Origin of the sequence: Sphingobium sp. AS12 (assembly GCF_019097845.1) — a bacterium.
In the GTDB taxonomy this organism is placed as follows: domain Bacteria; phylum Pseudomonadota; class Alphaproteobacteria; order Sphingomonadales; family Sphingomonadaceae; genus Sphingobium.
The window spans coordinates 133567-159773 of the sequence record NZ_JAHRGM010000067.1; the positions used below are offsets into that span (position 1 = coordinate 133567).

General features: G+C 63.2%; 22 protein-coding genes. 12 read left to right on the forward strand and 10 right to left on the reverse strand.

Going from position 1 to position 26207, the window contains the following annotated elements; translation table 11 throughout:
• Window position 1: 1 nt before the first annotated feature.
• The gene (locus KRZ98_RS20455) at window positions 2-1054 is read right to left on the reverse strand and encodes an SPOR domain-containing protein (protein WP_217675086.1); all 1053 of its coding nucleotides are present in this window, start codon (window positions 1052-1054) and stop codon (window positions 2-4) included.
• A gap of 199 nt (window positions 1055-1253) precedes the next feature.
• On the opposite strand from KRZ98_RS20455, the gene KRZ98_RS20460 reads away from it, so the two are divergent.
• The 4 genes from KRZ98_RS20460 (at window position 1254) to KRZ98_RS20475 (ending at window position 5047) form a co-directional block, all read left to right on the forward strand.
• Window positions 1254-1973, forward strand: a complete 720-nt coding sequence (locus KRZ98_RS20460; protein ID WP_006949984.1) for a ParA family protein — start codon at window positions 1254-1256, stop codon at window positions 1971-1973.
• An 11-nt stretch (window positions 1974-1984) separates the two neighbouring features.
• Window positions 1985-2500, forward strand: a complete 516-nt coding sequence (locus tag KRZ98_RS20465) for a hypothetical protein (protein WP_217675087.1) — start codon at window positions 1985-1987, stop codon at window positions 2498-2500.
• A gap of 19 nt (window positions 2501-2519) precedes the next feature.
• Window positions 2520-3857 carry an SPOR domain-containing protein gene (locus KRZ98_RS20470; RefSeq protein ID WP_217675088.1) on the forward strand — a complete coding sequence of 446 codons (1338 nt, stop codon included), beginning with the start codon at window positions 2520-2522 and terminating at the stop codon, window positions 3855-3857.
• 158 nt (window positions 3858-4015) lie between these two features.
• Entirely contained in the window at window positions 4016-5047 is a 1032-nt protein-coding gene (locus KRZ98_RS20475; RefSeq protein ID WP_217675089.1) for an NADP-dependent oxidoreductase, read from the forward strand.
• A gap of 28 nt (window positions 5048-5075) precedes the next feature.
• On the opposite strand, the gene KRZ98_RS20480 is transcribed toward KRZ98_RS20475, so the two are convergent.
• On the reverse strand, window positions 5076-6254 hold the full coding sequence (locus tag KRZ98_RS20480) for an aromatic ring-hydroxylating dioxygenase subunit alpha (RefSeq protein WP_217675090.1): 1179 nt from the start codon (window positions 6252-6254) through the stop codon (window positions 5076-5078).
• A 188-nt stretch (window positions 6255-6442) separates the two neighbouring features.
• Here KRZ98_RS20480 and KRZ98_RS20485 point away from each other — a divergent pair, with 188 nt between their 5' ends.
• Together KRZ98_RS20485 and KRZ98_RS20490 are read left to right on the forward strand one after the other, a co-directional pair.
• Entirely contained in the window at window positions 6443-7210 is a 768-nt protein-coding gene (locus KRZ98_RS20485; protein WP_254798734.1) for an SDR family NAD(P)-dependent oxidoreductase, read from the forward strand.
• Between the two features lie 90 nt (window positions 7211-7300).
• Window positions 7301-8719, forward strand: coding sequence for an SRPBCC family protein (locus KRZ98_RS20490; protein WP_217675091.1), 1419 nt, complete (start codon window positions 7301-7303; stop codon window positions 8717-8719).
• A gap of 414 nt (window positions 8720-9133) precedes the next feature.
• Here KRZ98_RS20490 and KRZ98_RS20495 read toward each other — a convergent pair whose 3' ends face one another.
• Entirely contained in the window at window positions 9134-11404 is a 2271-nt protein-coding gene (locus KRZ98_RS20495) for a TonB-dependent receptor (protein ID WP_217675092.1), read from the reverse strand.
• A 174-nt stretch (window positions 11405-11578) separates the two neighbouring features.
• Here KRZ98_RS20495 and KRZ98_RS20500 point away from each other — a divergent pair, with 174 nt between their 5' ends.
• The 6 genes from KRZ98_RS20500 (at window position 11579) to KRZ98_RS20525 (ending at window position 18885) form a co-directional block, all read left to right on the forward strand.
• Window positions 11579-12685: a phosphotransferase gene (locus tag KRZ98_RS20500; protein ID WP_254798735.1), complete on the forward strand. Its 1107-nt coding sequence runs from the start codon at window positions 11579-11581 to the stop codon at window positions 12683-12685.
• A gap of 11 nt (window positions 12686-12696) precedes the next feature.
• Window positions 12697-13857, forward strand: coding sequence for an acyl-CoA dehydrogenase family protein (locus KRZ98_RS20505; RefSeq protein ID WP_217675093.1), 1161 nt, complete (start codon window positions 12697-12699; stop codon window positions 13855-13857).
• A gap of 84 nt (window positions 13858-13941) precedes the next feature.
• Window positions 13942-15570, forward strand: a complete 1629-nt coding sequence (locus KRZ98_RS20510; RefSeq protein ID WP_217675094.1) for a GMC family oxidoreductase — start codon at window positions 13942-13944, stop codon at window positions 15568-15570.
• A gap of 71 nt (window positions 15571-15641) precedes the next feature.
• Window positions 15642-17375 carry an FAD-dependent oxidoreductase gene (locus tag KRZ98_RS20515; protein ID WP_217675095.1) on the forward strand — a complete coding sequence of 578 codons (1734 nt, stop codon included), beginning with the start codon at window positions 15642-15644 and terminating at the stop codon, window positions 17373-17375.
• The gene (locus tag KRZ98_RS20520; protein ID WP_217675096.1) at window positions 17372-17752 is read left to right on the forward strand and encodes a hypothetical protein; all 381 of its coding nucleotides are present in this window, start codon (window positions 17372-17374) and stop codon (window positions 17750-17752) included. Before KRZ98_RS20515 ends, KRZ98_RS20520 begins: the two co-directional genes overlap by 4 nt.
• 143 nt (window positions 17753-17895) lie before the next feature.
• Window positions 17896-18885, forward strand: coding sequence for an NADP-dependent oxidoreductase (locus KRZ98_RS20525; protein WP_254798736.1), 990 nt, complete (start codon window positions 17896-17898; stop codon window positions 18883-18885).
• A gap of 34 nt (window positions 18886-18919) precedes the next feature.
• On the opposite strand, the gene KRZ98_RS20530 is transcribed toward KRZ98_RS20525, so the two are convergent.
• From KRZ98_RS20530 to KRZ98_RS20560, 7 genes are all read right to left on the reverse strand, one after another.
• Complete coding sequence (locus KRZ98_RS20530; protein WP_217675098.1) at window positions 18920-20356, reverse strand: dihydrolipoamide acetyltransferase family protein; 1437 nt, start codon at window positions 20354-20356, stop codon at window positions 18920-18922.
• A gap of 7 nt (window positions 20357-20363) precedes the next feature.
• Entirely contained in the window at window positions 20364-21380 is a 1017-nt protein-coding gene (locus KRZ98_RS20535) for an alpha-ketoacid dehydrogenase subunit beta (protein WP_217675099.1), read from the reverse strand.
• Between the two features lie 18 nt (window positions 21381-21398).
• Complete coding sequence (locus KRZ98_RS20540) at window positions 21399-22361, reverse strand: thiamine pyrophosphate-dependent dehydrogenase E1 component subunit alpha (RefSeq protein WP_217675100.1); 963 nt, start codon at window positions 22359-22361, stop codon at window positions 21399-21401.
• 31 nt (window positions 22362-22392) lie between these two features.
• A complete protein-coding gene (locus KRZ98_RS20545; RefSeq protein ID WP_217675101.1) occupies window positions 22393-23601 on the reverse strand; it encodes an acyl-CoA dehydrogenase family protein in 1209 nt (402 codons plus the stop codon).
• A gap of 1 nt (window position 23602) precedes the next feature.
• Complete coding sequence (locus tag KRZ98_RS20550) at window positions 23603-24748, reverse strand: thiolase family protein (RefSeq protein WP_217675102.1); 1146 nt, start codon at window positions 24746-24748, stop codon at window positions 23603-23605.
• 3 nt (window positions 24749-24751) lie between these two features.
• Window positions 24752-25156, reverse strand: a complete 405-nt coding sequence (locus tag KRZ98_RS20555; RefSeq protein ID WP_217675103.1) for a Zn-ribbon domain-containing OB-fold protein — start codon at window positions 25154-25156, stop codon at window positions 24752-24754.
• 160 nt (window positions 25157-25316) lie between these two features.
• Window positions 25317-26186 (reverse strand): helix-turn-helix transcriptional regulator, encoded by an 870-nt coding sequence (locus KRZ98_RS20560; RefSeq protein WP_254798737.1) that lies wholly within the window; start codon window positions 26184-26186, stop codon window positions 25317-25319.
• Between the last annotated feature and the right edge of the window lie 21 nt (window positions 26187-26207).

The following is a 26207-nucleotide window of genomic DNA, read 5'->3' on the forward strand; positions in this document are numbered from 1 at the left end:
GTCACATCCTCTTGGGAATACAGTCCGCGCCTGCTGCCTTGATGCGGCTGCACAGACGGCTGGCGTCGTCGCTGCTGGCGACCGGCCCGGCCTGCAAGCGCGTCACCGGGCCTGCCTTGACCAGATAGGGTTGATAGGCGGACAGGCCGCTGACCTTGCCCGTCAACTGGCCCCACAGTCCGCGCGCGCGGCCTTCCTCGCCAAAGGCTCCCAACTGGACGCGCCATCCGCCCGATGCGGCGGGCGCAGGAACGGTGCTGGCAGGACGGGGCGCTGGCGGGGTTGGCTTAGGCTTGGCGACTGCGACTTGCGGCGCGGGCTTGGCCACAGCAACCTGCGGCGCGGGCTTGGGCTTGACCGGAACCGGCTTGGGGGCAGGCGGCGCGGTCACCGGCTTGCCGATGGTCGATGGCGGCAGTTCGGTCGTTCGTACGCTTGATGGCGTGGGGCGAACAGGTGCAGGACTGGCCGATGCCAGCGCGCCGCCCTTTTCCGACTGTTCCAGCGTCGCCGCCAGAGCCAGACCCTGCTTGCGCTGGTCTTCGGGAATATATTTGTCCATCTGCTCCAGGCTGGTCGTCGCCTGCGCCAGGCCGGACGTGGACGCGCGGGTCATCAGCGCATAGGCGCGCACCCAGTCCTTGCCGATCAGGTCGCCGTTGAACAGCGCGGTGCCGACAATATATTGCGCACGCGGCTCACCCCGCACGGAGGCGCGCTGGAGATAGGGCATGGCCCCCGCCCGGTCGCCCTGCTGGAACATCAACAGGCCCAGATTATCCTCTGCCCGCAAATGCCCCTGCGTCGCGGCCTTGCGATACCAGTCCATCGCGGCATTGAGGTCCGGCTGCACGCCGCGGCCAAGCTTGTAGGCCTGGCCCAGATTGAACTGCGCGTCGGGATCGCCATTTTGCGCCAGCGGCCGCCATTCGCCGATTGCCTTGGCATAATCGCCCTGCTGCCAGGCATCGACCCCGGTCTTAACGTCGGCCAATACTGGTGCCGCGATGCCCATCATGGCGCCGACAGCCACAGCTCCCCAGATACGCTTCATATGCACATGCTCCTGCGCCAATAGATTTGCATCGGCTATGATGAAACAAGGTTAATGTCTGATTAGCATAAGCACATAATGCTTGAAACGCGCTTAACCCTGTTGACACTTCGTCAATCAAACTTCCCCGCTCATTAACCGAATTTTAGGCGCGGTTATGGCAATCCCAGACGGAACTGGATTTTCTGGGGGGATTTGCGTGCGGATTTTGGCTTTGGCATCGCAGAAGGGCGGATCAGGCAAGACCACCTTGTCGGGCCATCTGGCCGTGCAGGCGCAGATTGCCGGGGCCGGTCCTGTCGTGCTGATCGACATCGATCCGCAAGGGTCGCTGGCTGACTGGTGGAACGAGCGGGAGGCGGAATTGCCCGCTTTCGCGCAAACCACCGTCGCGCGGCTCGCCGCCGATCTGGAAATATTGCGGCAGCAGGGCTTCAAGCTTGCCGTCATCGACACGCCGCCTGCCATCACCATGGCGATCCAGAGCGTCATTTCCGTTGCCGAACTGATCGTCGTGCCGACCCGTCCCAGCCCGCATGACCTGCGCGCTGTGGGGGCCACCGTCGATCTGTGCGAACGCGCGGGCAAGCCGTTGATCTTCGTCGTCAATGGCGCAACGCCCAAGGCACGGATCACGTCGGAAGCCGCCGTCGCGCTGTCGCAACATGGCACGGTCGCGCCGATCACCCTGCACCACCGCACCGATTTTGCCGCATCGATGATCGACGGTCGCACCGTGATGGAGGTCGATCCCAAGGGACGGTCGGCGGCGGAGGTCGTGGCGCTATGGTCGTACATCTCCGACCGGCTCGAAAAGAATTTCCGCCGCACGGTCTTTTCCGTGCCCCAGGGCAGCGTCGGCACCGTCGCAACCCGTCCGGTCGGCGGGGGCTTCGGTCGCCGCGTGATCGGCCAGTAAGGGGACGCATCATGGCCGAACCCAAACCCCTCGCATCGCTCACCTCCGGCCTGCTCGCCCGCAAGGGTGCGGCCCAGCCCGCCATGCGTCGTCCCATGCTTGGCTTTGGCCGTGCTGCGGGCGCTGCCGTGCAGCAGGATGATCTGGGCTGGAACGACATGGGCTTTGACGTGGAGCCTGCGCCATTGCCGGTGGACGAACTGCCGGTCGCGATCGGCCTGACGCCGATGCCGGCGAATCTGCCGATCCCAGCACCGGTGCCGCCGGTCGTTATCGAGCGTGAGGAACTGGCCGAACGGATCGCGGGCAAGCCAGCGCCGATCAAGGCGAAGGCCACGGCCAGCCGCAAGGCGGCCTTCACGCTGCGGATCGACGCGGATCGTCATCTCAAACTGCGGCTCGCCTGCGCCATCACTGGCCGTTCGGCGCAGCAGATCGTCACCGAATCTCTCGACAATTTTCTCAACGGCCTGCCGGAAATTGACCGGCTGACACAGCAGCTGCCGCACATGCGCGGCAACCAGTGATTGAAGGGTGGGTAGGACTATGAAGCGCAACACATTTGCAAAGGCGGCGATTTCATCGCTGCTCGTCGCCACCACGATGGTTGGCTGCACCGGGGCGGCGTTCCGTCCTTCCGCATCGGCTGTCCAGCAAAAGGGCAACCCGACCAAGCTTGCCATCGCGGCTGAAAAGGCGCTGGCCGATCGCGACGGCGGCAAGGCGATTGCGGCCGCTGAGGCAGCGGTGCAACTCGCGCCGCAGAACGCCGCCTATCGCCAGATGCTGGGCCGGGCCTATGTGTTGGCCGGTCGTTTCGCATCGGCTGAAGCTGCGCTCACCGACGCCATGACGCTGGGCAATAGCGACGCCCGCACCATCGTCAGCCTCGCGCTGGTGCAGGTCGCGCAGGGTCGCGCCGATAGCGCGCGTAGCCTGCTGCTCGCCCATGCCGATACCGTGCCTGCTGGCGACTATGGTCTTGCGATGGCGATGGCCGGTGACGCGCCTGAAGGCGTGCGTATCCTGTCCGAAGCGATCCATGATCCGTCCGCGACCGCACGGACCCGCCAGAATCTGGCCTATGCCTATGCGCTGGCGGGCCGCTGGAAAGATGCGCGCATGATCGTGGGCATGGATCTCGATCCGCTCGCTGCCAACAAGCGCATTTCCGACTGGGCGCAGATCGCTGAACCATCCGCCGCGCCGCAGCGTGTCGCTGCGCTGATGGGCGTGACGATTGATGCCGCCGATGCTGGCCAGCCGGTCGCTCTGGCGCTTGCACCCGCTGCCGCCGCGCCGGTCGAAATGGCTGCTGCGCCGTCCGATTTCGCACCGCTGCCGGAAGCGCCGGTGCAGACCGCCTCCGTCGAACCAGTCGCCGCACCAGTTGCCGAACCCGCGCCGGTCGCTCAGCCCGCACCGGTTCGCGTCGCAGCCCGCGATTTCATCGTCGAAGATCATAAGGCCAAGCCTGTCGCGGCCAATGCTCGCGGCAAGGCGCAGACCGCCGCCGTTTCCGCGCCGGTTGCCCGGATGCAGCAGGTTGCCTTCATCAAGCCGGTCAGCACTGGTGCCAGCAACTGGGTTGTCCAGTTGGGTGCCTATGACACGGCGGCGATTGCCAAGGAAAAATGGATGAGCATGGCAGGCCGCAACAGCACGCTTGCGGCTTTCCCGGTTCTCACCAGCCAGGCGACGGTCAAGGGCAAGCCCTTCCACCGCCTCGCGATCAGCGGCTTTGCCAGCCGAGCCGACGCGCTGACCGCGTGCCGCACCATCCAGTCGCAGCGCGGCCAGTGCTTCGTGCGTGAAGGCGCGCCGGGCGCGACGCCGCAGCGCTGGGCCGTCGCGACCAAGGGCCGCCAGTTCGCTTCGCGCTGAACTTCCTCTCCCATAGCGCAACCTTGAAGCGCGCGAGGCCACCGGCTTCGCGCGCTTTTTCTTGGGAAGTTCGCGCCAAGCTGTGCCTTTCGCCAGTGTCACGGATCCACCGGGCGGGGCATAGCGGACGCAAAGCGCAGTCCCTGGAGAGAAACGCCGTGATCAACCGCCAGATAGTCCTTGCCTCGCGTCCCCACGGTGTTCCTGTTCCAGAGAATTTCGCGCTGGTCGACAATCCGGTGCGGGCGCTGGAGGATGGCGAAATCCTGATCCAGAATGAGGTATTCGCCATCGATCCTGCCGTGAGGGGGATGCTGGACGCCAATGATGACAGCTATCTGCCTGCGGTCGCCATCGGTGGCCTGATCCCGACCATGGTGCTGGGCCGCGTCGTCCAGTCGCGCAATCCGGCCTTCAGGGAGGGCGATTATGGCCGCGGCTTTGTCGGCTGGGAGGAATATTCGATCCTGAACCCTGCCAATTTCGCGATCGAGAATGTCCATGTCGATCCCACCGTGCCGCTGACCGCCTATATGGGGGCGCTCGGCTGGTCGGGGATCACCGCCTATGTTGGCCTCAAGCGCATCGGCGAGATGAAGGCAGGCGACACGGTGGTGATGAGCGCGGCGGCGGGGGCTGTCGGCAGCGTCGGGTGCCAGATCGCCAAATTGTCAGGCTGCCGATCGGTCGGAATCGTCGGATCGCCGGACAAGGCGGCGATGGTCACCGGCACCTTCGGCATCGACGCGGCGATCGACTATCGCGCAGAGGCGGATCTGGATGCGGCGATCAAGGCGGCCTGTCCCGACGGCGTCAGCGTCTATTTCGACAATGTCGGCGGGCATATACTCGACGCGATGCTGCCCAATATGGCGGCGTTCGGGCGGATCGTGACCTGCGGCATGATGGCCAATTATAACAACCACAATGATCCCTACCCGATCCGCAACCTGTGGCAGGTGCTGGTGAATCGCATCACGATGCGCGGCTTCCTGGCATATGAGCATCTCGACATGCTGGCCGAGGCGGAGGCGCAACTGGGCGGCTGGATCAGATCGGGCGCTTTGATCGCGCAGGAAAATGTCACGACCGGCATCGAAAACACGCCGAGCGCTTTCATCAACCTGATGTCGGGCAAGACCACGGGCAAGACGGTCGTACGGCTGAATGAGGGCGTTACGACGTTGTAGCGTGAAAGCCGTTCGGGCTGAGCCTGCCTCACAGCTCAGGCGGCGCCTCGTGCGGGTCGGCACGCTGGAGATAGTCCACATATTTGTGGAAATACTGGTTGCCGCGCTCATTGCGGCCGAAGATCACCGAGGGAATCGCGCCGGACTCCAGCCCCTTCTGGACCTGAAGGCCAACGCCATAATCCTCGTCATTCACGACGTCGCGCAGCCAGTCCATCATGCTTTCGATGCTGGCCGCATCCGCATCGTCCTTGGGCGGCTGGCGGCGGATGAACATCAGGTTGGTGGTGTTGCTGCCGGGCGTGTCGTCGGGGATGAGTTGTGCGACCTGGGTGATTTCGGGCGCGAAGAAGATGCTGATATTGGGGAAGATGGTGCGGACGAAGTCATAGCCTTCATTCTCATGCTCGCCCCAATCTGCACGCGGGATCGCGCTCAGCGCTTCCTTGATCCGCACTTGCGGATAGCCCACGCGCATATGCGGGCCGAAGGCGGTGAAATTCATGATATTGCTGAAGCTGCGCGGATGGATGGTGGTCGGGTGCGCGGCGGCGAAATGATAGCCCTCCAGATAGCCGTCATAGGCGATCTTCCAGTTCGGCCCGTAAATCCGCCGCGACCCGCAATAATGCCAGCTGCCCAGATCATAGGCTTCAAGATCATCCAGCATCCCGCCCAGATGCGCGGCGATGTCGAACTCCAGCCCCGGCGTCAGGCACACCCAGATGATCCCGCCCGCTTCGGCCACCGGCAATTGCGTCAGGCCACGCTCTTCCTTGCATACCGGGCCAAATTTCTGCGGCTCGGCCACGCCGATCAGCTTGCCGTCATTGCCATAGGTCCAGGCATGATAGGGACAGGAAAAGCGCCTGGCATTGCCATGGCCTTCGGGTTTCAGGATCATGCCACGATGGGAGCAGACGTTCAGCATCGCCGCGACCGTGCCGTCGCTCTTGCGGGTGATGAGGACCGGCTTACCCATCAGGTCCATCGCCTTGTAATCGCCCGGATGAGGCATTTCGGCGGTCAGAGCGGCCAGCAGCGGCATCTTCATGAAGATTTCCGCTTTCTCCCGTGCGCAATAGGCGGGGTCGGTATAGGCGGATGCTGGCACTTCCATCGTGTCAGGGGCGCTGTCGGTCGTGCCGGTCTCGACATATTCCAGCATCTTTTCGGCTTCCTGGCCGATGACGTCATGATAGCCCATGCAATACCCTCTCAATGCCCGCCGCTATGGCTTTGGTCGCATCATAGCGCGCGCGTGACCATGCCGGAACTCGATAAGGTCATAGGTAGCGCGCGTCAGGTCGAGGGGGACTCTGACTAGCGCTAGTTGCACCGTGCCGCACAGGCGTCACTCTGCGGTGCAAACTATCGGATGAGGATGTTTGGCGGATGATGATCGACCTTAAGGGCAAGGTGGCTGTTGTGACGGGCGCTGCGTCGGCGAATGGGCTGGGCTTTGCCGCCGCGCTCAAAATGGCGGGGCAGGGGGCCAGCCTGTTCCTGACCGATCTGGACGGCACCGCCGTCGCCGCCCGTGCCGAAGAATTGCGCGCGCAGGGCGTTCCCGCCCAATCCATGGCGCAGGACGTCACCGATGAAGCAGGCTGGACGGCGCTGATCGACGCGGTGATCGCGGCGTTCGGCAAGATAGACATTCTCGTCAACAATGCGGGTATCGCCGTGCTGCGCGCGATGAGCGAGATGACCTCTGCCGACTGGCACAAGCAGATTTCAGTCAATCTGGACAGCGTCTATCTGGGCACCAAGGTGGCGGTTGATCAGATGCGGGCGCAGGGTCATGGCGGGTCGATCGTCAACCTGTCATCTGTCGCGGGACTGGTCGGGGTGCAGGGCACTGCCGCCTATGCCGCCAGCAAGGGCGGGGTGCGGCTCTTTTCCAAATCGGTCGCGCTGGAAACCGCACGCGACAATATCCGCGTCAACACTGTCCATCCCGGCATGATCTGGACCGATATGCAGAAGGTCGCGATCGCTGATAACAAGGATGTGTTCGACCAGATCGTTGCGGCCATACCGATGGGCCGGATGGGCGAACCGTCCGACATCGGGTCGATGGTCGCCTTTCTGGCGTCCGACGATGCGCGCTACATCACCGGCTGCGAATTTGTCGTGGACGGGGGGATGGTCGCGCAATGACCACGACGGTATATTTGAACGAACGACCAAGGTTTCAACGTGCGGTTATGCCCGTGCGGCAGAGCTGGCGGAATGGCAGGAGAGAGATTAATGGCTGAAAGCGACCCCCGGATCAAAGGCGCGCCCTTGCCGCGCTGCCCCGGCACCAGCGTCCGCGACCTGATGCTGGCGGATACCAACCATGTGCCTGAATTTCTCTATACCGACGAATATGAGAATCTGGGTTCGGAACCGATCCCGGCCAGCCGCTACACCAGCCCTGAATTTTTCGAGGCGGAAAATCGCAAAATGTGGCCGCGCACCTGGCAATTCGCCGCGCGGGAAGAGGAGTTGCCGGAGGCGGGCGACCATGTCGTCTATGAAAATGTCGGCAAATCCTTCCTACTGATCCGGCAGGAGGACGGGTCGGTTCGTGCCTTTGCCAATGTCTGCCTGCATCGCGGGCGCAAGCTCAAGACCGGGGACGGCTGGTCGGCCGAACTGCAATGCCCCTTCCATGGTTTTACCTGGAACAATGACGGGTCGGTCAAGAAAATCCCCTGCCGCTGGGACTTTGCCCATCTCAAGGAAGAGGAGATGGCGCTGCCCGAAATCAGCGTGGGGCGCTGGGGCGGCTATATTTTCATCCGCGAAGCGGCCGACGGCCCGACGCTGGAGGAATTTCTCGCCCCCATGCCGGAGCATTTCCAGCGCTGGCGGCATGAGGAGTGCGCGACCGCCATGTGGGTGGGCAAGGTGGTTCCGGCCAACTGGAAGGTGGTGATGGAGGCTTTCATGGAAAGCTGGCACACCGTCGTTACCCATCCGCAATTGCTGCCTTTCACCGGCGACGCCAATTCGATGTACAATATCTATGGCGACTATGTGAACCTGACGGTCACGCCGTTCGGCACCATGTCCCCCCATGTCGATCCGGCGGGCAAGGCGGAGCAGTGGATCGTCGACGAATTCGTCAAATATAATGGCCGGTCGTCCGACAATTATGAGGATAAGGAAGCAGCGGCAGGCGGCTACAACGTTAAGGTGCCCGAAGGCGTGACCGCCCGTGCGGCGCTGGGCGCGTCGCTGCGCGATACCACTACCGCCATGTTCGGCCATGACGTCAGCTTCGCGTCCGACGCGGAAATGATGGACGCGCTGCTTTATAACGTATTCCCCAATTTCAGCCCATGGGCCGGGTTCCAGCCCAACATCGTCTATCGCTGGCGTCCCTGGCATGATGTCGATCATTGCCTGATGGAAGTGCGCGTCCTTACCCGCGTCCCGCGAGGGCAGGCGCATCCCAAGGCACCGCCAATGAAGTTTCTGTCGGTCGACCAGAAATGGACCGAAGCGCCGGAGCTGGGCATATTGGGGGACGTGTTCGAACAGGATATGGACAATCTGCCCTACGTCCAGACAGGTCTTAAAGCCTCGCTCAACGGCAAGGTGCAACTGGCCAATTATCAGGAAATCCAGATCCGCCAGTTCCAGAACACGATCATGAAATATCTGAACGACGAGCTCTGATCGGGGGTTGCGTAAAAGGGAGGGCGTCGGAGCGATGGCTCCGGCGCTCTTTTTTGTGTCCACCCAAGGGACGCGATAGCGGTATCTACAAATCGGCTACAAAAATCCTCCTCTGCCAGTGAAGGGCTATCGCATATGAAACCGTACCCTCGTTCATCGTCATCCTGAATTTATTTAGCTTCGCTGGCCTTCGGCTCAGGATCCATTTCTCTTCACGAACTGCGGCTTCTGGGGCACGATGGATGCTGAAACAAGTTCAGCATGACGTTGGAGCGATAACGAAAGGGTATGTGCAACAGCCCTGCCTGACAGGGGATGATGATCGTCCACATAGGTTTGCAGTGTGTGTGAGTGTTAAAAAAAAGGCCGGGGATCATCTCCCCGGCCTCCTTCTTTGCGCTTTGGCGTTTCGTTTTAGAACTTCACCCCCAGCGTCGCGCCATAGGTGCGGGGTTCGCGCGCGGTGCCGAAGGACCAGAGGCCACCGACGGTAAAGCCATGGGTAGGCCCGCGATCATTGGCCAAGTTACGGCCAAAGACCGTCAGCCGTGCTTCCGTCCCGCCAATATCGAACTTGGTGGTCAGGCTGGCGTCGACCAGACCCTGCTTGTCGGTCCGCACCCGCGGGTCATTGCCGGTGACGGTGATCGGCCCGGTGCTGAGATTGCCAGACAGGCCGCCGATCGAGATTTGCTGGTCATAGCGACCGATATAGCGATAGCTCAGGTTCGCTATGATTTCGCCAAAGCTGGTCGGGACGGTGTAATCGGCCCCCAGTGACGCGGTCATGTTCGGGTTGTAGATCAGGTCATTGCCCGAATAATCATAGGGAACGACCGCACCCGTCACCGGCGAGATACCGCCGACGATAAAGCCCTTGAACTTGGAGTCGAGCAGGCCGAGCGAACCGGTGATCGTGAGTTGCGACGTCGGCCGTGCGGTGAAGTCGAACTCCAGCCCCTTGATCTTGGCAGACCCGACGTTCGACGTGATCGTCTCGTTACCGGTGGCGCAGGACGGGCAGTTGAGCGTGTTGTTCTGGTGCAGATCCTTGTAGCTGGAATAAAAAGCCGCGACGTTGAACTGCACCTTGCGGTCGAACAGGTCGAACTTGCCGCCGACTTCAAAACTGTCGACCACTTCGGGCTGATAGGCGACACCGGCGCTGGCGGCGGTGCCTGCGCGGGGCGAGAAGCCGCCCGACCGGTAGCCCTGAGACCAGCTGCCGTAGAACATGACATCGTCGTTCGGACGGAAATCGACGCCGATCTTGGGCGTGAACTTCTTGAATGTGTCGGAACCCCGGCCGATTTCCGTCCCGCCAAAGCTGTTGTCGAGCGCCTTCTTGTCGCGGGTGAAGCGACCACCGAAGGACAGGCGCCACTGGTCGGCAAAGGCCCAGTTGAAATCGCCGAACACGGCGATCGACTTGGTTTTGCCGTTCACAACCTGCGGGTTGGTGTCGAAGATCAGCGGATCGACGGTCGGCGCGAAGCCGAATACGCGGCTATATTGCGACAGTTGATATTTGGAGCTGAAATAATAGAGACCCACGACATAGTCGAAACTGTCGCTGAACTTGCCAGCCGCACGCACTTCCTGGCTCCATTGCTCGTAGCGCTGGAGGCGACGGACATAATAAAGGTCGGTCGATGACCCGTCGAAATCCTGAGTCTGATTCTCGCGCGATTTGCGCCAGCCGGTGACGGAGGTCAGCTTCACCCCGCCCAGATCATAGTTCATCTCCAGCGTCGCGGCGGGCGCGGAATAGTTGGAAACATTGGGCTGGCCGAACACGGTGTAGAGATCGGTCGTATTGTTGCGGTTGCACTCGATGGCCGGGATGAACCCGCAGAACAGTTCGCTGCTGTTGGTGAGGTTGGATACGACCGGGTCGAATTTCTGGATCTGCTTTTCCAGGGTGAAAAGCGCGTCGAAATCACTGCCCTGTGGGGCGATCAGGACCGATCCGCCGAAATTCTCGTTATTGGCAAAGCCGCGCCGGTCGCCGGTCTGTGACTGGCGATACCAGCCGTCGGTTTCGTTGTGGAAATGGAAGAATTTGGCACCCACGCTGCCGTCGCCCGACAGCGGCACATTGACGACCGCGCGGGTCGCGAGCGTGTTGAACTTGCCGTAGGAGACTTCCACCTTGCCGCCGAATTCACCGGTCGGACGGGAGCGGCGGATGTTGATGACGCCGCCGATGGTGTTGCGTCCGAACAAAGTGCCCTGCGGCCCGCGCAACACTTCGATCTGTTCAATGTCGAAAAAGTCGAAGAACTGCCCGGTGCTGGTTCCGATGAATACGCCATCGACGACGACGCCCACCGTGGGTTCCTGCGACTTTTCGACGTCGGCATAGGTTAGCCCGCGAATGGCGAGGTTGGCGGCGGCTGCGCCGCTATTCTGGTTCGTGATCAGCAGATTGGGAACACCGCCGGTCAGGTCGCCGATATTCACCGCCGCCTTGTTTTCCAGCATTGCGGCGTTCACCGCCGTAATCGCGACCGGTGTGTCCTGCAGGCTTTCCTCGCGGCGGCGCGCAGTGACGATGATGGCGTTGGGATCGACGGCATCGGCCTCTGCCTGCGGAGCCTGTTCCTGCGCCAGAGCGGGTGTGGCCCACAGCATCGCTCCACCCAAAGCCAGCATCACAGGCCGCATGATTAGATTCTGTCGCATATACTCTCCCTGTTATTCGGACGCTTATGCAGCGTTTGCTGAAAGCAAAGCCGGATGCGCCTTCGTTCCGATTGTGAGAGATGCGCGAATATCGACGGCTTGCTAACTGCGATTTTTCAGAGGTCTGTCCGCACCTGAAACAAAACACAGGGGACAAAGCCCTCTGCGCGTCGCATGGCAGGATATAATCTGGCATGGGAGAGGGATGGGGCCGTGGGCGTTGACCGGCAGGATAAATTCGGCGGCACCGGCGCGGTGCGCGCGGGGCACGGCTTCGACAGCGCGGCGCTCGATCGCTGGATGCAGGCTAATGTACCGGGCTATTCCGGGCCGCTTGCCGTCGAACAGTTTAACGGCGGCCAGTCCAATCCGACCTATCGCCTGGTCACGCCAAGCCATGCCTATGTGATGCGGCGCAAGCCCCCGGGGCAGTTGCTGCCAGGCGCTCATGCCGTGGAGCGCGAATATCGTGTGCTGGCGGCGCTTGGGCAGGCGGACTTTCCCGTCGCCCCGGTCTATGGCCTGTGCGAGGATGCTGCCGTCATCGGCACGCCCTTCTATGTCATGGACATGGTCGAGGGGCGCATCTTCTGGGATTCTACCTTGCCCTCGCTCACGGCATCAGAACGTCCCGCCTATTTCGACGCGATGAACAGTGCCATCGCCCGGCTGCATGGCATCGACTATCAGGCGATCGACCTTGGCGATTATGGCATGCCGGGCAATTATTTCGCCCGGCAGATCGCCCGCTGGTCGCGCCAATTTCATGAGGATGAGGCAGCAGGACGACTTGCCGATATGGACTGGCTGGCCGACTGGCTGCCGGGGCGGATACCGGCAGGCGACGAAACCAGCATTGTTCATGGCGATTTTCGCGCCGACAATATGATCTGGCACCCGGTCGAACCGCGCATATTGGCGGTGCTCGACTGGGAATTGTCGACGCTGGGCCATCCGCTGGCCGATTTTACCTATCATCTGATGATGTATCATCTGCCGCCGCACATCATCGGTGGCTTCAAGGGCGCGGACCTTGGCGCGCTGAATATCCCGTCACAGGCGGATTACGTCGCGGCCTATTGCGACCGCACGGGGCGCGACGGCATCGCCAACCTGTCCTTCTATCTCGCCTTCAACATGTTCCGCTTTGCCGCGATCATCCACGGCATCAAGGGGCGCCTGGCGCGCGGCACGGCATCATCGCCCGAAGCGCAATCGCTGGTCGAAACCCTGCCTGAACTGGCGGCCATCGCCCGCGCCACCGCGCAATCCGATATTTGAGAGGAAATCCGATGTTCAGCACCGATCGCGCGCAGGCCATTGCCGACAGGGTCGAAGCCTTCGTCCGCACGACTGTTGTCCCCTATGAGGGCGACCCGCGTTGCGGCTTTCATGGTCCCAGCGACGATCTGGTGATAGAACTGCGGGAAAAGGCACGCGCGGCTGGCGTGCTGACGCCCCATGTGCTGCCCGACGGATCGCACCTGACCCAGCGCGAGACGGCGACCGTCCTCATCAAGTCCGGCCTCTCGCCGCTCGGCCCGCTCGCCTGCAACACCATGGCCCCGGACGAGGGCAATATGTATCTGCTGGGCAAGGTTGGCACGGCGGAGCAGAAAGCGCATTTCCTCCAGCCCTTGCTGGAAGGGCGCGGCCGTTCCGCCTTCTTCATGACCGAACCGGCGGTCGATGGCGGCGCGGGGTCCGATCCTTCGATGATGCAAACGACGTGCGTGCAGGATGGCAATCATTGGGTCATCAATGGCCGCAAGGCGTTCATCACCGGCGCGCAGGGGGCGATGGTCGGGATCATCATGGCCAAATCGACCGACGGTGCCTGCATGTTCCTGGTCGACCTGCCTGATCCCGCCATTCGCATCGATCGGGTGCTGGACACGATCGACAGTTCCATGCCGGGCGGCCATGCCGTCGTCACCATCGACAATCTGCGCGTGCCGGCCGATCAGATGTTGGGGCAAAGTGGAGAGGGTTTCAAATATGCCCAGGTTCGCCTGTCGCCCGCACGCCTGTCCCATTGTATGCGCTGGCTGGGCGCCTGTATCCGCGCGCATGAGATTGCGTCTGCCTATGCCTGCCGCCGCATCGCCTTTGGCAAGCTGCTGGTCGATCATGAAGGCGTGGGCTTCATGCTGGCGGAAAATCTGATCGACCTCCAGCAATGCGAACTGATGATCGACTGGTGCGCCGGGGTGCTGGATACCGGCGCGCTCGGCACGGTCGAAAGCTCGATGGCCAAGGTTGCGGTCTCCGAAGCGCTGATGCGGGTGGCGGACAAATGCGTCCAGGTGAAGGGCGGCAGCGGCGTGACCGGCGATACGATCGTCGAGCAGGTGTTCCGCGAAATCCGCGCCTTTCGCATCTATGACGGCCCGACCGAAGTCCATAAATGGAGCCTCGCCAAGAAGATCAAGCGCGACCATAAGCCGCACTGATTATTCAGCGCCTGTTGCATCTGCCAGTAGGCAGGGGTGGCTTCCAGCCTGATCCTCTCTCCATAATATTTATCGGGAGAGGGTATGGCGGACCTGCCGGAAAGTTTCGATTATATCATCGTCGGCGCAGGATCGGCGGGTTGCGTGCTGGCCGAACGCCTGTCCGCCGACCCGCGCAACCGGGTGCTGCTGGTGGAGGCGGGTGGGCCGGATCGCTCGCCATTGATCGCCATGCCAAAGGGGATCGCCAAGCTCGTCTCCAACCCTGCCCATATCTGGGCCTATCAGATCGCGCAGCCGCGCCGCCCGGATGAAGCCGCGCATGAAGTGTGGATACGGGGCAAGGGGCTGGGCGGATCATCATCGATCAACGGCATGATCTGGAGCCGGGGCGAACCGCAGGATTATGACGATTGGGAAGCGGCGGGCGCGGCCGGCTGGAACGCGGGGTCGATGATCGCCGCCTATCGCGCCATCGAGGATCATGGTCTGGGCGGCAGCGCGTTGCGGGGGCAGGGCGGCCCGGTGCATGTCACGCCGCGCACCTATCGCTATCCGCTGGCGGAGCGGCTGATCGCGGCGGGTGAGCAGATGGGTCTGTCGCGCACTGACGATCTCAACAGCGTGGTCGGCGACCGGGTAGGCTATTATTGCCATAATATCCGCAAGGGTCGCCGCGAAAGCGGGGCCAAAGTGTTCCTGCGCCCCGCCATGAAGCGGCGCAATTTTCATGTGTTGACCGATACGCTGGTGCGCCATGTGCGCCTGTCCAATGGGCGCGCAGTCGGCGTGGCTTTGATCAATGACGCGCGCGGCCGCTTCAGCGTCGATTGCGATGGTGAGGTGATCATCTGTGCCGGGACGGTCGAAAGCCCGCAAATCCTTCAACGGTCCGGCATCGGCGATGGCGATGCGCTCTCCACCAGCGGCATCGCGGTCCGCCATCATAACCCCCATGTCGGGCGGCACATGCTGGAGCATCTGTCCTACACCATGCCGTTCCGCCTGAAGCGCAACAGCGGCATCGGCCAGCGCTTTTACGGCCTTGGTCTTATTCAGTCGGTCGCGCGCTATTATCTGCGCCATGACGGGCCGATGGCGACTGGCCCGTTCGAGGTTGGCGCTTTCCTGTCCACCGGCGTCACCGGGCCGCGCACCGACCTGCAACTCTATTTGAGCGGCTATATGTTCGCGCTGGGTGACGATAATGATCCCGTGCCGCTGGGCAATATCGACAAAAGGCCGGGCCTTACCGTGTCCGGCACCCTGCTGCGCCAGAGCAGCGAGGGAACGATCCAGGTGCGGGGCCAAGAACCGGCCGACGGCGTGGCGATCATGCCCAACTGGCTGGACAGCGAGGAGGATCGCCGCTCCGCCATCGCCTCCATCCGCCTTATGCGCGACTATGTGGCGCAGGCGGCGCTGGCCGACGATGTCGGGCAGGAACTGATCCCCGGCGCGCAGATGCAGGATGACGACGCTCTGCTGGACACATTCCGCTCGCTTTCGACCAGCGGCCTGCATGGTGTTGGCACCTGCCGCATCGGCGCGGAGGGGGACGCGGTGGTCGATCCATCGCTGCGCGTCCATGGCGTCGAGGGGCTGCGCGTGGCCGATTGTTCGGTGATGCCGCGCCTGATCACCGGCAACACCAATGCGCCCGCCATGGCGCTGGGCTGGCGCGCGGCAGAGATCATCCGTGCTGCACCCTAGCGTTTGAAATAGTCGCCGCAAAGGGCACTCCGGCATAGCATCGCGCCCGACAACAGGATGGGAGAGAGACGATGCGCGAGACAGATCGCCTGATGATGGACCGTCGTGCGATGCTGGCGGGCACCGGGCTAGCCGCGGCTGCTGCGATGGCCCCGCTGGCCGGGGCGGAGGCGGCTACCGCAGGCTGGGATCATGAGGTCGATATTCTCTGTGTCGGCAGCGGCGCGGCGGCAGGGACGGCTGCTGTGACGGCGGCCAGTGCGGGCGCAAAGGTCATGATGGTGGAAAAAATGCCGATCACCGGCGGCACCACCGGTAAGTCGGGCGGGGTCGCATGGATCTGCAACCATTTCATCTTCCGCCAGCAGGGCATTGACGACAAGCGCGCCGACGCCATCGCCTATATGGCGCAATATAGCTATCCGCAGTTGTTCGATCCCGTCAGCCCGACGCTGGGCCTCGACCCGCTCGATTATCAACTGATCGCGGCCTTTTACGACAATGGTTACAAGGCGGTCGATCATCTGCGCGCCATTGACGCGGTGCAGTTCAAGCAGTTCCGCCTGTTTCAGGTCGATGAGCCAGCGCCCGACTATGCCGATCATCTGCTGACCAACAAGGTGCCGACCGGCCGCGCGCTGGAACCGGCGGTCGGCTCCGGCTCCTCGGCGGGCGGGGGCAGTCTGGCGGCGCAACTGGCCGCCTGGCTGGAAAAGAAGAAGCTGCCGATCCTGACCGACACCCGCGTTACCCGGCTGATCGTTGATAAGGAGCGCGTCATCGGCGCGGAGGCGGAAAGCGAGGGCAAGATCATCCGCATCCGCGCGACCAAGGGCGTGATCTTCGGCACTGGCGGCTATGCTCATAACACGGAACTGGTGGGCCTGCACCAGACGGCGCTCTATGGGGCGTGTGCCATGCCCGGATCTACCGGCGACTTCATTGCCATCGCAGGCGCGGTCGGCGCAAAGATGGGAGCGCTCGACACCGCCTGGCGGACGCAAGTGGTGCTGGAGGAAGCGCTTGCCAACCGCGCGATCGGCATGGGCGCGTTCGTCCTGCCAGGGGATTCGATGATCCTGGTCAACAAATATGGGCAGCGCGTCGTCAATGAAAAGCGCAGCTATAATGACCGCACACGCGCCCATTTCACCTATGACCCGTCCAGGGAAGAATATCCCAACCAGCTGATGTTCATGCTGTTCGACGGCCGATCGCTCGACCGGTTTGGTGGCGCTTTCCCCTATCCGCTGGACGTGGCCGAAAGCCCCTATCTGATCAGCGGCGACAGCTGGGACGCGCTGGTCGCCAATATCGAAAAGCGGTTGGCAAGCCTAGCCCCCAAGACTGGCGGTGTGCGTCTCGATGCCGGGTTCGGCGCGGTGACCAAGGCCAGTATCGCCCGGTACAACGGCTATGCCAAGGCTGGCGTCGACCCTGAATTTGGGCGCGGTGCGCGCCTGTATGACACGCAATGGCACAAACTGTTTTCCGCCGTGCGCGAAGGCACGAAAGTCCCGGCCAATCCCTACCCTTCGCTCACCATGCATCCCTTCGCTGACAAAGGCCCCTATTATGCCTTCATCCTGGCGGCGGGCGCGCTAGATACCAATGGCGGGCCGCGCATCAACGAACATGGTCAGGTGCTGGCGACCAGCGGCGCGCCGATCCCCGGCCTCTATGGCGCGGGCAACTGCATTGCATCGCCATCGCGCGGGGCCTATTATGGCGCGGGTGGCACGATCGGCCTGGCCCTGACCTATGGCTATATCGCCGCCCGCCATGCCACGGGGAACAGCGCATGAAAGGGCTGACCTTCGTTCTCGCCGCGCTGCTGGCGACACCGGCCACGGCCAAGCCCGTCAGCTTCGCCACCGACATCACGCCGCTGCTCAAGACACGCTGCGCCGTCTGCCATTTGACGGGTCAGGAGGCAGGCAATCTCGCGCTCCACCCGAAGGCAGCCTATGCCAGCCTGTTCAGGCGCAAATCGGGCGAAAGCAGTTGGTTGCTGGTCGATCCCAAAAAGCCTGATACCAGTTACATGGTCATGAAGCTGGAAGGCACGCATTTGAAGAAAGGCGGCAAGGGCGCGCGTATGCCCTTCGCCGCGCCGCCACTGGACGCAGCAACCATCGCCCTGATCCGCCGCTGGATCAGCGAAGGCGCAACGAATAACTGAAGGCCGAGGCCAAACAAGCCCGCCATTCCGTCGCCAGTATCGCGCTGGCGTGGCGCGGGCGAGGCCTGCCGGAAAGCGCAGTTGTGGCGCAGCATCGCCGCCACGACAACGGCACCGACAGGTTAAAAAGGAGCAGGATGGACATGCGGCAATGGCTTTTGGCAGATCGCCCGGTCGGACGCGCTCTGGCGGACGGAGATTTTGCGCTGGTCGATGCGCCGATGCCGGTGCCGGGGGAGGGGCAGATGCTGCTTGCCGTCCGCTGGCTGGGGTTTGAACCGGCGCAAAAGGGCTGGATGGAAAATTTCGGCGGCTATGTCGCGCCGATCGAACTGGGCGACGTCATGCGCGGCATGGGCGTGGCGGAAGTGGTCGAGAGCCGGGGCGGGCGCTGGCCCGTCGGCACGATGGTCGCCGGAATGACCGGCTGGACCGAATATCTGGTAAGCGATGGCGAAGGTTTCGACATCTGCCACCCTGACCTGCCACCCCATGCGATGCTGGGGGTGCTGGGCATCCCTGGCCTGACCGCATGGCATGGATTTTATGATATAGGCCGCCCCGTCGCTGGCGATGTCGTGGTGGTATCCGGCGCGGCAGGCGCGACCGGATCGGTCGCCGGGCAACTCGCCAAGGTCGCGGGCTGCCATGTCATCGGCATAGCGGGCGGGCCGGACAAATGCGCCTGGCTGACGCAGGAGGCAGGGTTCGACGCGGCCATCGACTATCGCGAGGGCAAGGTCGCCGCGCAACTCAAGGCGCTGGCTCCCAAAGGCTGCGACATCGTCTATGACAATGTCGGCGGCGCGGTGCTGGACGCGATGCTCGCCCGGCTCGCCATCGGCGCGCGGGTGGTGCTGTGCGGCGGGATCAGCCGCTACGAGCAGCGCGGGCAGATTGCCGGGCCGGGCAATTATTTCAACCTCATCCTGCGCCGCGCCCGGATGGAGGGGTTCATCATCCTCGACCAGCCAACGCACTGGCCCGCAATGCGCGGCCGCCTCGCTGCGCTGGTGCTGGCCGACAGACTGCGCTGGCAGGTGGATGAGCAGCAGGGTTTTGAGGCAGCGCCCGCTGCGCTCGCCCGCCTGTTCACCGGTTCCAATCGCGGCAAGCAGATCGTCAAGCTCTGAACGATACGGGGCCGCTCCGACGGCCCCCGCACCCTTATCCTACCAGCAGCGCCGGTTCCTCGATCAGGCCTTTGAGCGTCCGCATAAATTCCGCGCCTACTGCGCCATCGATCGCGCGGTGGTCGCAGGAGAGCGAGAGTTGAACGATGGTCGCAAAGGCGAGCGCATTGCCGATCTCGATCGGCTGCCGTGTGCCAGCGCCCACCGCCAGGATCGCGCCCTGCGGCGGGTTGATGATCGCGTCGAACTGGTCGATGCCGAACATGCCGAGGTTGCTGACCGAGAAACTGCCGCCCTGAAACTCGTCCGGCTGCAATCGTCCGGTTCGCGCCTTTTCCGCCAGTGCCTTGACCTCCCGCGAAATCGCCGCGACCGACAGCGTGTCGGCCCCCTTCACGATCGGCGTGATCAGCCCCTTGTCGGTCGCGACCGCCACCGCAATGTCGGCGCTGCCGAAGCGGTGAATCTCCTCGCCATGGACCTGCACATTGACGTCGGGGTGCCGCGCCAGCGCCAACGCGCAGGCGCGCACGATATAATCGTTGATGCTGGGCGCTTCACCGGTCGCCGCCTTGGCCTGCGCCCGTAATCCCAGGATCGCGTCGATCCTGACAGCAGAGCGCAGATAGAAATGCGGGATGGTCGATTTGCTGTGGCTCAGCGCTTTGGCAATCGCCTTGCGCATCGGCGACATTTTGACGATCTCCGCCGTGCCGGGAGCAGGGCGGGCAAAGGCGATCGGTGCGGAGGGCGCGGCTTTCTCTACCGCTACCGGCTTGACCAGCGCCAGCACGTCTGCCTTGCTGATCCGCCCCTTTGGCCCCGTGCCGGTCATACCGGTCAGGTCCACGCCATGCTGCACCGCCAGCCGTTTTGCCAGCGGACTGGCAAAGACATCGCCCAGCGTCTCGCCTACCGGCGTCAGGTCCACCGCTGCGCCACCACCGACAGCGACCGGCGGCAGGCTGGCCTGTTGCACATCCTGAAAGGTGATCCGCCCGTCCGGCCCGGACCCGATGATCACGCTGATATCGACGCCCTGCGCTTCCGCAAAGGCGCGCGCCGCCGGGCTGATCCGCGCATCGGCCGCAATGGCGACCTTGACCGGCGCAGGTGCGGCCGGGGCGGGGGGCGGCGGCGCGCCGCCAGCCTTGGACGCGACCTTGCTGTCGGCGAGCCTGAACCCGGCGACGAAGGCGTCGACGTCAGCCGCGCTGACCGCCTCGTCCGGCCCCGCCAGCACGGCGATCAGTTCGCCGACTGCGTAGGTGCCGCCGGTCTGAGCGATCAGGCGCGGGAACATGCCGTCGGCTTCGGCCTCGACGTCATTGGTGATCTTGTCGGTTTCGATGAGCGCGAGCAGGTCGCCCTTCTTGAACGGCACACCCTCGGCAACCATCCATTCGGCAACGACGCCCTCGGTCATCTCTATGCCCCATTTGGGCATCGCAAATGCGCGCAGATTGGCCATGATGTGCTTATCCCCGCCGGTAGGACATGAGCTTCACCGCGCTCGCCACGATCTTGTCGGGCGAAGGCAGATAGGCGGATTCAAGTTCGCGCGCGAACGGCACCGGGCTGTGCGGCGCGGTGACCATGTCGATCGGCGCTTTCAGCGATGCGAACGCCTTTTGCGCGACCAGCGCCGACAGGTCGGTCGCGAAGGAACAGCGCGGCGGCGCTTCATCGACGATCAGCAGCCGTCCGGTCCGCTCGACACTGTCGAGGATCGCTTCCTCGTCCAGCGGGCTGGTGGTGCGCAGGTCGAGTATGTCGCACCCGATGCCGTCCTGCGCCAGCTCTGCGGCGGCCTTTTCGGCAAAGCCCACCATCATGCCGGTAGCAAGGATGGTGACGTCATCACCCTGCGTCACCTGCCGGGCATGGCCGAAGGGTATCACGTAATCGCCGTCCGGCACCTCGCCCTTCACGCCATAGAGCGCCTTATGCTCCAGGAAGATCACCGGATCATCGTCGCGGATCGCCTGGGTCAGCAGTCCCTTGGCATCGCCGGGGGTGGAGGGCATCACGACCTTCAGCCCCGGCATGGCAGTGACGAACTGGTGGATCACCTGGCTATGCTGGGGCGCGGCGTTGAAGCCCGCGCCATAGGGCATACGGATGACCAGCGGGCAGGTCGTCTTGCCGCCGAACATGTAGCGGAACTTGGCGACCTGATTCCAGATCTGGTCCATGCACACGCCGATAAAGTCGGCGAACATGATCTCCGCTATCGCCCGCTTGCCGGTCAGCGCCGCGCCCGCCGCCGCGCCGATGATGGCGCTTTCGGAAATCGGCGTGTCGATCACCCGGTCCGCGCCATATTTGGCCCACAGCCCGCCCGATGTACCCCAGATACCACCGATCGCTTCCGGCCCGCCCGGCGCGCCATTGCCGCCGACAATATCCTCGCCCAGCATGATCAGGCTGTCGTCGCGCGCCATTTCTTCATCGATCGTGTCGCGAATGACGTCGCGGATCATCTTGATTGCCATATGTCGATCCTCTTGGCGTCAGTAGCTGATATAGACGTCTTGCAGGACGTCCTGCGGGGTCGGCCGGTCGGCCTGCTTGGCTTCTGCGACCGCCCGGTCGATCAGGTCGCTGACTTCTGCGTCCACCCTGTCCAGTTCGGCCCCTTCCAGCAGCTTGGCCTCCGTCACCTTGGTGCGGAATGTCTTGAGGCAATCGCGTTCCTCGCGGATGCGGTCCAGTTCGCCCGGCCCCCGATAGCGCTGCGGATCGCCCTCGAAGTGGCCGTAGAAACGCTCGCAATCCAGCTCGATCGAGGCCGGGCCATTGCCTGCCTTGCAATAGTCGATCAGCTCGCGCATCGCGTCATAGACGCTGAAAAAGTCGATGCCATTGGCCTTGATCGCCTTCATCCCGAACGCCGCCGACCGCGCCGTCATGCTTTCAGCGCCGACGGCATAGGCTTCGCCGGTATGTTCGGAATAATGGTTGTTCTCGAACACGAAGATGACCGGCAGTTTCAGCACCACCGCCATGTTCATCGCCTCGAACGTCGTACCCTGGTTGCAGGCGCCGTCGCCGGAAAAGGCGATGGAGACGGTGCCGTTGCTCTTGGCGGTGATCCCCGCGCCCACCGCGATCGGAGCGCCTGCGCCGACAATGCCGTTCGCGCCCAGCATTCCGACATTCATGTCGGCAATGTGCATCGACCCGCCCTTGCCCTTGCACAGGCCGTCGCGTGACCCGTAAATCTCCTTCATCATCGCCATGACGTCGCACCCTTTGGCGATGCAATGGCCATGGCCTCTGTGGGTGGAGATGATATAGTCGGTCGGACCCAGATGCTCGCACACGCCCACGGCGCAGGCTTCCTGCCCCGCGTAGAGATGGGTGAAACCGGCAATCTCGCCCAGCGCGATTTCGTCGTGCAGGCGCTCCTCGAACAGCCGGATCGTCTTCATTTGACGATAGGCCCGGATCAGTGCCTCGCGGCTCAATTGCATCTTGTCTCTCCCGATCGGTGGATTCTGCCGGTCACAGACCCAGCACCGTTTTGGCTATGATATTGCGCTGAACCTCATTGGTCCCGCCAAAGATGGTCCAGGCGCGTGAATTGAGATAGCGGGGCGCGGCGAGTTGCGCGTCCTTGCCATGCAGGGCGGGCGGCGCCTGGTTGCCATAGAGCGGCCTTTGCCCCTCCAGCGCAATCCCGGCATAGCCGTAAAGCTGCACCGCCAGCCCGTCGACCTGTTGCCGCAGGGTGGAGGCGACCAGTTTGGACAGCGATGTCTGCGGTCCGGGCGGCAGCCCCTTGGCCATCTCCGCCAGCACCCGCATCTCTGTCATTTCCAGCGCCTGCGCCTCCAGTTCGACCCGCGCCAGACGAGCCATATAATGGGGATTATCGCTCATGCAGCCGCCCTTGCCGTCCGGCTCCGCGCCCGCCGCCTTGCGCAACCGGGCGATGTCGGACAGCAATTTGGGCGCATGGCACGCGCCGCCGCGCTCATTTTCCAGCAGGAATTTGGCGATTGTCCAGCCTTGCCCTTCTTCGCCCACCAACTCGCTGGCCGGGGTGACGGCGTCGTCCAGAAACACCTCGTTGACCTCATGATCGCCCGCCAGTCCGATGATCGGCCGCACTTCTATCCCCGGCTGCGCCATGTCGATCAACAGGAAGCTGATCGCGCGCTGCGGCTTGGCGGCGGGGTCGGTCTTGGCCAGGCAGAAGATATGGGTCGCATGGTGGGCATGGGTCGTCCACAGCTTGCGCCCGTTGACGACATAATGATCGCCGCGCCGCTCCGCCCGCGTGCGCAGGCTGGCCAGGTCGGAGCCGGACCCTGGTTCGGAAAAGCCCTGACACCAGAAATCGGTCCCGTCGAGAATACGCGGCAATATCCGCGCCTTCTGCTCGTCGGTGCCAAAGCGGCAGATGACAGGTCCCAGCAGTTTCAGGCTCAGCACCGGCAGGCTGGGCGCGTCGGCCAGCGCACATTCCTTCTCGAAAATATAGCGCTGGATCGGCGTCCATCCGGTGCCGCCACAGGCGACCGGCCAGTTATAGGCCAGCCACCCCTTGGCGTGCAGGATCGCCTGCCACTCGCCGCCAATGTCGGGTTCCACGAACACGCCGGGCGTGCCGCGCATTCCCTCGCGCAGATGCTGGGGCAGATGTTCGTCCAGAAAGCGGCGAACCTCGGCGCGGAACGCCTGATCCTGCGGGGAAAATTCCAGGTCCATCTTATCGTTCCAATATGGTCACGCCGGAAATGCCCGGTGCGCCGTAAACATGGGAATAGGCCGTGCGCGGCTTGCCCGGCACCTGCCGCCGGCCACCAAGCCCGCGCAGTTGCAGCGCATTTTCATAGACCTGCCGCAGGCCTGACGCGCCGATCGGCTCGCCACAGGCGAGGCACCCGCCATCGGTGTTAACTGGCAGGCGGCCGTCAATATCGGTCCAGCCATTGGCCAGCCATTCTTCCTGATCGCCATCGCCGCAAAAGCCATTTTCAGCCATGTGCATGATTTCAGCGCCCGTCTCGGTGTCCTGCAACTGGGCCAGGTCAATGTCCTGCGGTCCGATCCCGGCCATTTCATAGGCCGCCTTGCTGGCCAGCAGGGTCGGTGCGCCGCCGCGTTCTATGTCCATGCAGGGCGCGAACACCTCGAACGATCCGGGCGGGCGGGTCCGCACGACGGCGGCCTTGATCCGCACCTGATCGCGCCCCAGTTCGCGCGCCTTTTTCGCGCTCGCCAGCACCAGCGCGACGCCACCTTCGGCAGGCGAACAGAACATATATTTGGTCAGCGGGTCGCTGATCATCTGGGCGTTCAGGATGGTGTCGATATCCACGGGCGATCGACGCCAGGCATGGTCGGCATGAACGGCATTGCGAAACGCCTTTTCCGCAACGCGACCGAGCGACGTTCGGCTGACGCCGTTCAGCGCCATATAGCGTTGCAGCTTCATTGCGAAAAATTGGGTCGTCACCATGAAGCCCGCTTTGCCATACCATTCGGGCAGGCTATATTCGGCGGGCAGGGCGTTGAACGCGCCGCGCGGATGCTTGTCGAAGCCGATGGCGATGCCGACATCATGCGCGCCCGACGCGATCGCCTGCCATGACCCGATCAGCGCCGACCCGCCGGTGGCGCAGCCATTTTTGACGTTGATGAAGGGCAGGCCGGTCAGCCCCAGTTCGTTGACGATCGTGTCGGCATTGCCCGCAGAGTCCGATCCGCCGAAACCGAATTGCATGTCGGGCCATTCCAGCCCCGCGTCGGCCATCGCCGCGCGCGCTGCGTTCGCGCCCTGCTGCAACCCGCTGACCCCGTCGGTGCGACCGAATGGATGGATGCCGATCCCTATGATATAGACGTCCTGCACCGTTCAGCCCTCCGTCACGGGGGTGAAGGCGTAGAGGCGGACTTCGTTGCCATCCGCATCGGTGGAGAAGGACATGGTCGTCAATTCCATCGCCATGCCGATCGTCAGCCGGTCGAAATCCACGCCGGTCAGCTGCGTCTCCACGATCGTTGCACCGGGCAATTCGACATAGCCGATGGCGAAGGGGGCAAAATCATCCGGTCCGGTATAGGGCGGCGACTTGGGGCGGAACCGCTGCACTGTCCAGGACCAGAGCGTTCCGCGGCGCGGCAGGTCAATCGCTTCCCAGCGCGCACTATCGTCAGGGCAGGGAAAGACGATCCGGCCCGTCTCACGATGGCGGCCGCCTATCAGGGTCGGTTCGGGCGTCTCCCGGAACAGTCCTTCGGCAATGGCAGATGCGCCCAACGTCCTAACCCTCTCATCCTTGTGTCGGGCCACTATGGGAAGGAGATGGGGCAAAGGCTTCTGTAAGAAAGCATAGGTTCGCCGCGGGCCTGTCGCTCCAGAAAAAAAGACCAGCCGGTCGCCCGGCTGGCCCATGCTGAGTCCCAAGGGGGAGGGAGCTTTATTTCGCGGCGACCTGCGCCTCGATCTGCGGATGGGGGACCATCACGGCAGCGACATTGCCCAGATAGCCCAGCTGGGTCGCCTTGAACACGGTCTGGCTGCGGTTGACGGCTTCCAGCTTGATCGCGGCGTTATGGATATGGAAGCGGACCGTGGCGCAACTGCGTTCCAGGATCAGCGCGATCTCGACGTCGGTCTTGCCGACTGCTGCCCAGCGCAGACATTCGACCTCGCGCTTGGACAGGCGGCAATTTTTGGGAATCCAGGGGCGCTGGCTCGATACGCGGGTATAGCCATGGACGAAGCGCCGGGCGTGATATTCCAGCTGGTCGCTGTAAAGGTCGAATTCCTTGCTCAGATCGTCGCGCTTGTCGTTGAAGGGTGAGAAGCTGATCGCCGCGATCTGGCCGAAGGACATATGAACCGGCACGCAGATGACCGCGTTCGCATTCACTTCACCCTGGAAAAGGCTGAGGTCAATCTGGTCGAGCAGGGGATTGGGCGCGCGCGTGTGGATGCCATGGGCGTTGGCCCAGAAGGGTTCATTTTCATAGCGACAGGCGAAGGTCAGCGGTGAACTGAGCGCCAGCAGCGGCTTTTGCCACCATTGTTCCTTGGTTGCGGGCCAGCCGAACACGCAGCTGGCCAGCACGTCGCCATCAGCGTCGGTCATGGGGGATCGGGAGGCTATGTTGGCGCAGGCGGCGACGCGGAAATTGCCCAGGTCGCGGGCAATGTCGCGTAGCGCCTCGGCAGCGGGCCGAATGTCGGCAGCCGTCTGAATCGCGGTTGGAACCTGCCTGCCCATACGAAAATCGGTCGCTGTCTTTGCAGCGTCCCCATTGTCGGACCGGGCGGCGACGAGCATGTCACCTGATCTCTCCATAGC